This is a genomic window from Acinetobacter sp. YH12227 (assembly GCF_013417785.1).
GTDB classification, from domain to species: Bacteria; Pseudomonadota; Gammaproteobacteria; order Pseudomonadales; family Moraxellaceae; genus Acinetobacter; species Acinetobacter gandensis.
Window position 1 is genome coordinate 1 of the sequence record NZ_VPDH01000094.1, and the last position, 10466, is coordinate 10466.

Consider the following 10466-nt stretch of genomic DNA (forward strand, 5'->3'; position numbering starts at 1 on the left):
AATCATTTGAATGATTTCTTCTTGGTCTACGTGCCATAAAATACTCCATATATTGATGTTTATAACATCATTTGAGGAGCAGAATATCACTTATAGGAGTTGTTCAAATTTACGGATCCATCTCTATGAACAAGGTCAACCCTTACCAGTGCATTCAATTGCATCCGGTCTAGATTACCCAGGTGTTGGTCCACAGCATAGTTTGCTTAAAGATTTAGGTCGTGTTGAATATACTGCAGCGACTGACCAAGAATGCTTGGATGCGTTTATGACTTTGTCTCGTGTGGAAGGTATTGTCCCTGCACTTGAAAGTTCTCATGCAGTTGCGTGGGCATTACGTGAAGCACCGAAACTGGCTAAAGACATTAAAATTGTAGTCAATGTATCTGGTCGTGGTGATAAAGATGCTGATTATGTAGCTGCAAAATTGGGTCTTAACTAATCGCTCAATTAAAAAAGACTCAGTTGTGCATCATTGTTTGAAGGTGCATAAATTTTCTGAACTTGATCATCAATATCCCAGTTTTTAACTGGGATATTTTTTTTGACATAGCTTTTATAAAAACTGTAGTCAAAGACTGATGAAAATGGAATAAGTTGAGGATGTAAGGCATAGATAACAGCTTTGCTATCTAATAGTTCTGTGACTGCTGCCGCAAGCTCAAGGTTAATGGTACGTCTATGTGAACTGAGTAAAGGATCATGTTTCATTGATATCATTAATGATTCAAGTTTTGAAATTATACAATCAATTTGATTTAAGTTATCTGAAGCTGAATTTAGTATTGAGTAATTGCTTTGTAATTTTATTGTCATTACGTTTATTGGCTGCTTAAAATTATGCAATGATATTGATTAATTCTCCCCCTTTAACTATTTGATAAAGGGGAAATTAATTTAGCCTGAAATGTATTGTTGAAGTTGTTCAATCAATTTGCGTTGATCATCCATCGCAGCTTTGACTAAATCACCAATCGAAATAAGACCACTAAGCTGTTTATCTTCAACTACAGGTAAATGTCTCAAGTGGCGATCTGTCATCAATTCAAGGCACTCTTCAACCGTTGCTGCTGTAGTCACGGTAATCACGCTACCGGTCATAATTTCACTTACTGTGGTATCAAAAGAGGTTCTTTCCATGAGGGCGATTTTTCGCGTGTAGTCACGCTCTGAGAGAATTCCAACCACATTGCCTTCATGAGTAACGACAAGCGCACCAATGCTTTTCTCAGCCATAAGTGAGATCGCTTCAAGTACGGTTGCATCCGGTGTAATTGTGTAAATTTCTTTGTAGGCTTTGTCTTTCAAAACTTGTGCAACAGTAGTCATATATTTTGTCCCTTATAGTATTTATTGTTTAATTTAAATTAGCGTGAAATTTAGAAAATGCAAACACTTTTCAGTGTCTGCATCAGTTATTTTGTTAGTCAATTTGAATTAAACAGTACGCATATTTGGCGTTGAAAAAAAGAAATGGCGCATTTGCATAGTCGTAAGTTTTAATTTGATGTTATTTGAACTATATAAGGCAGGTGTGACTTTGAGCCTTGTGAGTGTTGGTAATAGCGCGACTTCAAAATCACGTGGAGTAATACGTCGTGGTGTGTAGTTTGGCCAATTCTTCTTGGCATATTTATGTGCCTGAATACCATTTAACCAAAAGGGGAAGATAATATCATCTTGATCGCTGGTCATCGCCCAGCCTTGTTGGTGATAAAGTCCCCATAAAACACCACAGTACATCATGGTTTTTAAAATATTAATTTTAAAAAATAAATCTTTTTGAATCGGTTTATATTGCTTTAATTTAGACATCATATGCAGCGTGTTGTTGATGTTGCCCCTATTGTAGAAAATTCAAATGAAATTACTGTGTATGTCTTGAACTTGATTGTAAGAATTTATGTATATAAATAGCTAAGTCAAAAAGTAAAGGGTGAAAAAAACGCCACCTGGGTGACGTTTGATTATGCTTGCAATGTGGCCATGTTTTGCCAATATTGCGCTTTTAGTGAGTCTCGCTCTACACGGAAACCTTGGTAATAAAGTTCAGCTAAAAACATTGCTGCTTTACCATGGCCAGCGCGAGCTGCTTGTTCCAATTCATGTACTGCATCGCTGAAGTTCATTTGAGATTGGATTGTATTTACTGCTGTTGCATAAACGTGTTCAAGTTCATGCTGAGAGAATTGTTGAATCATATTAAACTCCTTATTCTAATTATGATCATTCAAGGGCCCATTCTTTAGCCCTTTTAACTAATATAACTAAGTATTATTAAACTAATATTACAATTAGCTTGAATTGTCAACTATTACTGCAAATATTTTACTTGTTGGTGTAGTTTACATGATTAAACAATGAACATTTGCTTAATTGATTAAAATACTAACATAAGAAGTTGTAGATAATAAGGAGAAGGACATGAGTAGAATTTTAGACGGTTTGACTTTAGATTATCCTCCTACAATGTCTCAAATTGTGGAGTTGGCGCATCAACATCGACGCAACTTAGATGATGCAATTTTTCATCAAGAAATACATTTAGGGGATTTTGGTTTAGCACAGCGTAAACGGGTTTATGATTTCACGCGTGATTTAGATAAGAATCAACGCTTAGAATTTTACAATGCTTATAACGGAGAACTATTAAAAATAGCTGATGATGATGATTTGCATCCTGCACATGCAGAAGGTGGGATGAGTATTTTTGCCGTCATTATTGTGTTGGCTATTATTGCATTAATCCTTTATTTTGCTGTGATTCGTACCATTATTCATTAAAAGATACGATTTAGTCACATGGCACCATTTTGAATTGCTTATGAATTAAGCAGGATTACTTGAACTTATTTAACGTCAGCCATACACTACTTTTAACCTGAGGTAGTGTATGACTATTGATTTAGAAAAAATTATTCAATTCAAATCTAAAATACAGCTTGAGCAAGTCTATAATATTTTCGTTTCAATGATGATTGCGATTATTTTGATTCTCGCTGTAATTGCATTATGCCGTCCTATTTCCGTGCAACAGTATCAAAACGTATCAAGTCTTGCTGTTCAGCAAAGCTATCCTGAAACTCAAGAAATGGCTGTGTTATTAAAACAGCAAGATAAAATACGAATGGCTGCTTATCTTAAATTGATGCACGCTTATCAGATGGAGTCTGTGCGGGCACATCAGTTGCCGGCATTGGCAGAGGAGCAACATTAGAGGGTAATTGCTTAGGCTCAGGTGTTGTTCCTAAATTCTCTTGTAAAATGTGTTTCAGTTGTTCTTTGTCCAGTTGCTGACTGACAACAATTACTGTCATATCTTCTGGATGCATATATTTTTGCACAGCTTGTTGTACATCATTTACTGTTATTTTTTCCAAAAGCTTTGGATATTGGGATAAGTAATCCGTTGGTTGATCATAAAAACCGAGTAGCCCTAGTTGAGCGTTAATAGTTGAGTTACTGCTGTAATTGTTGGGGAAAGCCCGAAGCATCCCTGCTTTTGTTTCTTTAAGCTGTTTTGCATCAATCGGTTTTTTTACAAAGTCGACATAGGCTTTGTGTGCTACTTTGATGCTATCAACGAGTTGATCCTGACGTGTGCCATAACTAAAACTAAATGTTCCAGGGGATTGGCTAAAGCTAAAAGAGCTATAAGCTCCATAGGTATAGCCGCGCTTTATACGAAGTTCTTGCATTAGTATGGAGTTAAAACCACCACCACCAAACATTCGATTGGCAACTTCTAAGGCTAAACGATCTGGATTATTACGAATAGTGCCTAAGTGCCCAAACATCACATTGGCTTGTGTCGAATTAAATGGCATATAAACGATGTTAAAACCATTCTTTTCAACTGGGGTTGCTAACGGTTTTGCTTTTTCACCTTGTTTTAAGTTACCTGAAAGTCGTTCGGCAAGATTTTGGGCTTCTTTAGTGCTCAATTTGCCTGTAATCGCAATATTCATATTTTGTGCAACGAGAAATTTATCGCGAAACGTTTTTAGAATTTCCGGTGTGATTTTTTTGATACTACCATTTGTTCCTGTAATTGGCTCTGCATAAGGATGCGTGCCATATAGTTCACGATTAAAGCGAATACCCATGAGTCGGCTTGGGCTTTCTTGTAGTTGCTTTTGACCTGCTTGGTTATTGCTTAAGGCTAAGCTAATACTGGAATTTTTAAATGTTGCATTTTTGAGTATCTCCATCATCATGCCGAGTGCAGGCTCAAGTTTTTTAGGGTCGGATAAAACCCGTAGTCGCATCACAAACATGTCTCGGTGTGCTTGTATGCTCATCTGGGCACCAGATTGATCAAATACCGATGCTATTTCTGCAGCATTATACTTTTCCGTGCCTTCATCCATCAGGCGAGCGGCCATATTCGCTGTACCAAATAAACCTTTTCCAACTTCTTCATCACGTGCGGCACCAGCATTGAAAGTAAGCTGAATATCGACCATTGGTAAATCTTGTGATTCTACAAAAAGTGTGCGAACACCATTTCGGTTTTTTAGTTCTTGCACATGAGGTGCACGATATTCTTTCTCTAACTGCACGTTTCGCAGACTTTGCAGCATTGGAATGGACTGTAGTTGACTCGGATTGTCATTAATATCAGGTATATTTTCAGTATAACTTTCCGCAAAAACCAGACCGCTCGTAATGGATAACACGCTCAGGCATAAAATTTTCAATGTAGACATGTTTATTCCTTAAATCGCATTATCTGTTTCGATAGATTGAGCATTTTGTGGCACACTTGGCGTTGCTTCAACTTTTTCATTTTTGTCAGCAGGGGCTGGGTTAATGGTGCTTATTTGATTGTTTTCTTGTTCAGGCAAGAGATACATGGTACTTAAGTTCTCCCGTACAAAATAAGCATTGGCAACGCGTTGAATGTCTTGAGCACTCACGTTTTCATAATATTTTGGAAGTTCATCCATCAAGCGAAAACTTAATCCATTGACTTCCAAATTACCGATCATTTTTGCCTGACCACTAATATCGTCTTGGCTATAGATTAAATTGGAAATAAATCGTGTTGTAATACGTTCTACTTCAGGGCTTTTGACTAATTCTGCTTTAAGTAAATCAATTTCATCCTGAATGGCTTTTTGCGCCTGTTCCATTTTGATGCCATCTGCGGGTAGTGCAGAGATGCTAAATAGGCTATCACCACGATTATAAGGATCATAAGAGGCGCTGACCGCGGTTAATATTTTACGCTGACGTACCAACTTGTCTTGTAGGCGTGATGAAATACCACTGTCTAAGACATTTCGAATGATGTTTAACGCATACGCATCTTGCGGGTTTTTTGCTGTAGCAAGTGAATGTACATTCCAAGACATGTAAAGATTTGGTACTTGTACAGGAAGTTTAAGTTCCATATGGCGATAACCAATACGCTCAAATTCTAAAACATCATTCCGTTCAGGCGTTTTACGTGATGGGATGTCTCCAAAATACTTTTGGACTTGTCGAATCGCAGACTCTGCATCCACATCACCAACAATGACTAAAATCGCATTATTGGGTGTATACCATTCTTTGTACCATTGCTTTAAGTCTGTTAATTTGATGTTTTGTAGATTCTTCATATGGCCAATCACAGGTTGGCGATAATGACTGGTGGGGTATGAAATCCATTTAAAGCGTTCGAATGCTAATGACCGGGGATTGTCATCGGTACGCTGACGACGTTCCTCCATTACAACTTTAATTTCTGGGTCAAAGTCTTGCTGTTGTAAGCGTAGATTACTCATACGATCGGCTTCTAATTCCAAAGCCATTGGAAAATAAGCCTTAGGATAGAGTTGATAATAATTGGTGTAATTGGTAAATGTTGCAGCATTAATACTGCCACCGTAAATTCGGCTTAAACGTGTGAATTCATCATTCGGAACCTTGGTCGTTCCTTTGAACATCATATGCTCTAAGGCATGAGATATACCGAGCAGATTGCCGGATTCATCGCTACTCCCAACTTTGTACCAAATATGCGTCATGACCATGGGCGCGCGATGATCCTCACGAATGATGACTTTTAAACCATTTTTAAGGGTGGTTTCAAACGTTGTTCGCGTAAGTTGGCTACGTGTATCAGCATATAAATAACTGCTTGCCAAAATGCTGCTTGCAGCTAGGCCAATATGAAGAAGAGAGCGAATTAAATAATTGAAAAGACGAGGAGAAATCGTTTTTTTAGAGGACACAAATCTATCCGGTAAAATCTATTTTATATACTGATATTTTGCCTAAGCGTGCTTTGAAAGCAACTGAAACGTGTTGTTTTTTGGTGTGTGTGTGGCTGATAGCACAGGAAAGGCTCAAATTAAGATAAGTTATGTTAGAATCTCATTTTTTTAACGCAGTGCTTTTCAAGGATTCGGCATGCAACAGCAATCTAATGGGCAGAATAAATTTTTGATTGATGCTGATATCGGTGATGACGATGTCACGTTACCGAGTTTACCTGCGGTAAATGTGCCGATTATCGAAACAGCAAAAGCACAGGAACAAATTGCACCTGAGGTGATTGAGACTGAAGCACCATCTAAAGGTGGTTTCTTTAGCCGCATGAAAGAAGGCTTATCAAAGTCTCGTAAAAACTTAGCCGATGGTATGGTCAATATCCTGATTGGTGGTAAGGAAATTGACGATGAGCTTTTGGAAGAAGTGGAAGAACAACTTCTGGTCGCTGACATTGGTGTAGAAGCAACAAAAACCATTATTGCAAATTTGACGGAGCGTACTGAGCGTGGTGATTTAATTTACTCGCACTCATTGTATAAAGCTTTACAAGAAGAATTGGTTGCTTTGCTTGCACCACGCGTAAAACCTTTGCATATCGATACAAACAAAAATCCGTATGTGATTTTAGTTGTAGGTGTGAATGGCGTTGGAAAAACAACCACCATTGGTAAATTGGCTAAACGCTTACAAGGTGAAGGTAAGAAGGTTATGCTGGCGGCAGGTGATACCTTCCGTGCAGCAGCAACAGAACAACTTCAAATTTGGGGTGAACGTAACAATATCGCCGTTGTCGCACAGGGTCATGGTGCAGATTCAGCATCTGTGATTTTCGATGCATTCGAGAGTGCACGTGCCAAAGGTGTTGATGTGCTGATTGCAGATACTGCTGGTCGTTTGCATAACAAGGGTCACTTAATGCAAGAATTGACCAAAGTTAAACGTGTGATGCAGAAAATTGATGCAACAGCGCCACATGAGGTGATGTTGGTGGTTGATGCAGGTACAGGTCAAAATGCAATTAATCAAGTTGAAATGTTTGATGAAGCAGTTGGACTAACAGGTTTGACCATTACCAAATTGGACGGTACAGCAAAAGGCGGTGTTTTATTTAATATTGCCAGCCGTACACATGTGCCAATTCGTTTTATTGGTGTGGGTGAAAAAATTGATGATTTACGCCCATTCTCTGCCAAATCCTTTGTTGCTGCGCTATTTGAAACCGATAAGTGAAATGCGTGACAATTCACACAAACTCCGTTAAATGCGGAGTTTGTTGTTTTTTGCGTGGTTGATTGATTTAAAAAGGAACAGTAAATAATTTTATAAATCAAAATATAGGCATAGAAACCCTTAAAATAAACATGGATTTATTTCATTTGAATAATTTTAAATTTGGGGTGTAGGTGTGGCGTTGCTCGATAAAATTGGTCATGTATTGACTGCGGATATCACGAAAGACTTTAAATTAAAAAAGAAAAATATCGAAATGGATACACCAGTTTCTTTTGTAGAGCACTTAAAGAAACGACGAAGTATTTATGATTTAGGCAAAAAAGTTCATTTTAGCCAAGCTTATATTGCTGAATTAATTCAGGAATCTGTTCGTTGTTGTCCGTCTGCATATAACTCGCAAAGTACCCGTATCGTTGTGTTGTTTGGTGATTCACATCAACAATTTTGGGATATTGTTAAAGAGGTACAGCGTAAAAATGTGGCTGCACATATTTTTGAAGGGGCTGCCTTAAAAGTTGATCAATGCGCTGATGCTTTTGGCACGGTATTATTTTATGAGGATCAACAAGTAATTCAGCAATTACAGAAAAAAGTACCGTTTAGTGCCGAAGATTTCCCAGTATGGTCTGAACAAACATCAGGGATGGCGCAGTTTGCTGTTTGGACGTCCATTGCGGATGCGGGAATGGGGGCATCATTACAACACTATAATCCACACATTGATCAAGCCATTGCAAACTTTTTAGGGATTAATGAACATTGGTTGCTCCGTGCACAATTGGTTTTCGGTTCTGTAGAAGGAAATGCACCTGAGCGAGAAGAGCCTGAAGATCAAGAACGCTTTCGAATTTACACTTAATTGAATTGAACTTTTTAAAATTAACCTATGATGAATATGTGAAGATAGTGTAAATACAGCGGTGTCTGTGCTGTCGCTGTATTTTTTAAGATAAAACAATATTACAAAGTTAAAAATCATTGTTCTAGAAATAAAACACAATGTTGTAAATACAGTCATGTAATTGTTAAAAACTTCAATTAAGATTATTTCAATCCATTTATATGATCTGAAAATAAAAAGAGGCTTTCTATGTCATTTCTTAACCAAATTGAACAACGTCGTACCATTTATTCGATTGGTAATAATGTAACTTTGTCACAAGCTGAAATTGAACAGACGATTAAAGATGCTGTGCGTTTAAGCCCATCATCATTTAACTCACAGACATCTCGTGTGGTTATCTTATTTGGTGATTCACATCAACAATTTTGGAATATTGTCCGCGAAACCTTGAGAAAAATTGTACCTGCTGATGCTTTTGAAGGTACTAATGGCAAAATCAATAGTTTTGCAGCTGGTTTTGGTACAGCTCTGTTTTATGAAGATCAAGCAGTTGTGAAAGCACTTCAAGAGCAATTTGCGTTATATGCCGACAATTTTCCAGTTTGGTCAGAACATTCGACGGCTATTGCTCAATTTGCCACATGGACGGCATTGGCGGAAAAAAATATTGGTGCGTCTTTGCAGCATTACAACCCAATTGTAGATGAAGAAGTAGCGGCAGCATTTTCAGTGCCTGAGAATTGGAAATTACGTGCGCAACTTGTATTTGGTTCTATTGAAGCCCCAGCGGGTGAGAAAACCTTCATAGATGATGCTGAGCGCTTTAAAACATTTAATTAAGTTTTGTGACTTAAAGGCATTCAGAATATTAAAAGGGCGTATTTCGCCCTTTTTTTTATATGTATAAAATAAAAAAGATATCTGAATTATGGATTGAAGCTAAGCGTAGAGTAATAAATTGATGTCATACCATTGTCATATATGCATAGCATAGTGCAAACCAACTTTAAAATTTGAATATGAGTGATAACCATGACTTTACGCTTTACAGTGGCTGCTGCAACATTACTGATGAGTAGTGTAGGTTTTGCTGCAGTAACATTAACAGTTCCAGAAGAAATTAAGATTGTGGCTGTTAATGATCAAGAGATAAGTGGTGGTTTATTCCGTTCGGCAGAAAAATACACTTTAAACGCTGGCGAAAATGTCATTAGTGTTCGTTATACCGAGTTTTTTCAACATCCAGACAATTCACACGATATTCTAAAATCTGGAGTTGCTTCAATACGTACACCGGTTCTGGCCGATGGCCAACAATATCGATTGGCTTTAATAGATGCACCTAAAGACTTTGATAAAGCGCAAAAATATAAAGATCAGCCAATTTTTGGTTTGTACAATAAAGCGAATCAACTTTTAGTTCAGCAACAAGGGGCAAAACAAGTGCAGAAAGCAATTTTCTCAAATGCGATTTTTGGAAATAATCTTGATCTAACCAAAAAAACGACTGCACCTGCAAATCAGCCAGCGCCAGTATATACACAAAATACATCAGCAGTTGTGAATGCTTCAGATCAACAATTAATTCAGTTATGGCAAAAGGCGACCAAAGTTGAACGCCAGGAATTTATGAGTTGGTTGGCTGAACAGTCCAATTAAGATTAAAGCCTAATTTAAAAAGGATCCAATGAAGCTCAGGTTATATTTCATTGCTTTATAAAATTAAAAGCTCACCTTTGGGTGGGCTTTATCTTTATATAATGTTAGTAAATTCAAAATTTGCTTAAGTCAGCACTTTAATAAAACTAAAAAACGGCTTATATTGAATGAATACTAAGCAGAAAAATGCTTTTTAGTTTAAAATATGATCACTTATACCTAATATTGTAGAAATTTCTACAATAGGGTCTTGTGTTTGTTTTTAAACTCTATAGAATACGCTGCATACCAACGCAGATAAGCAAACGCACGAAGTGCTGAGTTTTTGAATGTTTGGTTTTACTTGCTGGTGACGAATCAGCAAGAAGATCATTAAGAGATTATGAAGAACAACTTGTGTGGATTTTTACTAGTTGATCAGTCGAAATTATTTTCATTGATTGATGGTAGAAATTACTCGAAGTTTATT

At 37.3% G+C, this 10466-nt stretch carries 11 protein-coding genes and 2 pseudogenes; 7 read left to right on the forward strand and 6 right to left on the reverse strand.

Annotated elements, in window-relative coordinates:
* Nucleotides 1-127 precede the first annotated feature (127 nt).
* Nucleotides 128-442, forward strand: a pseudogene (locus tag FTV09_RS15640) (tryptophan synthase subunit beta); the annotation flags it as partial.
* 8 nt (nucleotides 443-450) lie between these two features.
* Here the strand turns inward: FTV09_RS15640 and FTV09_RS15645 are convergent.
* The 4 genes from FTV09_RS15645 to FTV09_RS15660 form a co-directional block, all read right to left on the reverse strand.
* Nucleotides 451-711 (reverse strand): hypothetical protein, encoded by a 261-nt coding sequence (locus FTV09_RS15645; RefSeq protein WP_180058836.1) that lies wholly within the window; start codon nucleotides 709-711, stop codon nucleotides 451-453.
* A gap of 186 nt (nucleotides 712-897) precedes the next feature.
* Nucleotides 898-1329: a CBS domain-containing protein gene (locus FTV09_RS15650; protein WP_067767065.1), complete on the reverse strand. Its 432-nt coding sequence runs from the start codon at nucleotides 1327-1329 to the stop codon at nucleotides 898-900.
* A gap of 108 nt (nucleotides 1330-1437) precedes the next feature.
* Nucleotides 1438-1815, reverse strand: a complete 378-nt coding sequence (locus FTV09_RS15655) for a DUF2750 domain-containing protein (protein ID WP_180058837.1) — start codon at nucleotides 1813-1815, stop codon at nucleotides 1438-1440.
* 152 nt (nucleotides 1816-1967) lie between these two features.
* On the reverse strand, nucleotides 1968-2201 hold the full coding sequence (locus tag FTV09_RS15660; protein ID WP_067767062.1) for a hypothetical protein: 234 nt from the start codon (nucleotides 2199-2201) through the stop codon (nucleotides 1968-1970).
* 223 nt (nucleotides 2202-2424) lie between these two features.
* Between FTV09_RS15660 and FTV09_RS15665 the strand changes: the two genes are divergently transcribed.
* Both FTV09_RS15665 and FTV09_RS15670 read left to right on the forward strand, forming a co-directional pair.
* The gene (locus tag FTV09_RS15665; protein WP_067767059.1) at nucleotides 2425-2784 is read left to right on the forward strand and encodes a hypothetical protein; all 360 of its coding nucleotides are present in this window, start codon (nucleotides 2425-2427) and stop codon (nucleotides 2782-2784) included.
* A 109-nt stretch (nucleotides 2785-2893) separates the two neighbouring features.
* Nucleotides 2894-3217: a hypothetical protein gene (locus FTV09_RS15670; RefSeq protein ID WP_081410338.1), complete on the forward strand. Its 324-nt coding sequence runs from the start codon at nucleotides 2894-2896 to the stop codon at nucleotides 3215-3217.
* Here the strand turns inward: FTV09_RS15670 and FTV09_RS15675 are convergent.
* A complete protein-coding gene (locus tag FTV09_RS15675) occupies nucleotides 3141-4709 on the reverse strand; it encodes a pitrilysin family protein (protein WP_180058838.1) in 1569 nt (522 codons plus the stop codon). The genes FTV09_RS15670 and FTV09_RS15675 overlap by 77 nt on opposite strands.
* Before the next feature lie 114 nt (nucleotides 4710-4823).
* Nucleotides 4824-6158, reverse strand: a pseudogene (locus tag FTV09_RS15680) (M16 family metallopeptidase); the annotation flags it as partial.
* Nucleotides 6159-6399: 241 nt separating this feature from the next.
* Here FTV09_RS15680 and ftsY point away from each other — a divergent pair.
* From ftsY to FTV09_RS15700, 4 genes are all read left to right on the forward strand, one after another.
* Nucleotides 6400-7491 (forward strand): signal recognition particle-docking protein FtsY, encoded by a 1092-nt coding sequence (ftsY, locus tag FTV09_RS15685; RefSeq protein ID WP_180058839.1) that lies wholly within the window; start codon nucleotides 6400-6402, stop codon nucleotides 7489-7491.
* 175 nt (nucleotides 7492-7666) lie between these two features.
* On the forward strand, nucleotides 7667-8353 hold the full coding sequence (locus FTV09_RS15690) for a nitroreductase family protein (protein WP_180058840.1): 687 nt from the start codon (nucleotides 7667-7669) through the stop codon (nucleotides 8351-8353).
* A 231-nt stretch (nucleotides 8354-8584) separates the two neighbouring features.
* Complete coding sequence (locus FTV09_RS15695; protein WP_180058841.1) at nucleotides 8585-9178, forward strand: nitroreductase family protein; 594 nt, start codon at nucleotides 8585-8587, stop codon at nucleotides 9176-9178.
* 192 nt (nucleotides 9179-9370) lie between these two features.
* A complete protein-coding gene (locus tag FTV09_RS15700) occupies nucleotides 9371-9997 on the forward strand; it encodes a DUF2057 domain-containing protein (protein ID WP_180058842.1) in 627 nt (208 codons plus the stop codon).
* The last annotated feature ends 469 nt before the right edge of the window (nucleotides 9998-10466 follow it).

Excerpts from the sequence above, each read along its gene's own strand:
- ftsY (WP_180058839.1), top strand. The coding sequence starts at position 6,400 with ATGCAACAGCAATCTAATGGGCAGAATAAATTTTTGATTGATGCTGAT.
- FTV09_RS15650 (WP_067767065.1), bottom strand. The coding sequence starts at position 1,329 with ATGACTACTGTTGCACAAGTTTTGAAAGACAAAGCCTACAAAGAAATT.
- FTV09_RS15660 (WP_067767062.1), bottom strand. The coding sequence starts at position 2,201 with ATGATTCAACAATTCTCTCAGCATGAACTTGAACACGTTTATGCAACA.
- FTV09_RS15695 (WP_180058841.1), top strand. The coding sequence starts at position 8,585 with ATGTCATTTCTTAACCAAATTGAACAACGTCGTACCATTTATTCGATT.
- FTV09_RS15665 (WP_067767059.1), top strand. The coding sequence starts at position 2,425 with ATGAGTAGAATTTTAGACGGTTTGACTTTAGATTATCCTCCTACAATG.
- FTV09_RS15645 (WP_180058836.1), bottom strand. The coding sequence starts at position 711 with ATGAAACATGATCCTTTACTCAGTTCACATAGACGTACCATTAACCTT.
- FTV09_RS15655 (WP_180058837.1), bottom strand. The coding sequence starts at position 1,815 with ATGTCTAAATTAAAGCAATATAAACCGATTCAAAAAGATTTATTTTTT.
- FTV09_RS15670 (WP_081410338.1), top strand. The coding sequence starts at position 2,894 with ATGACTATTGATTTAGAAAAAATTATTCAATTCAAATCTAAAATACAG.
- FTV09_RS15700 (WP_180058842.1), top strand. The coding sequence starts at position 9,371 with ATGACTTTACGCTTTACAGTGGCTGCTGCAACATTACTGATGAGTAGT.
- FTV09_RS15675 (WP_180058838.1), bottom strand. The coding sequence starts at position 4,709 with ATGTCTACATTGAAAATTTTATGCCTGAGCGTGTTATCCATTACGAGC.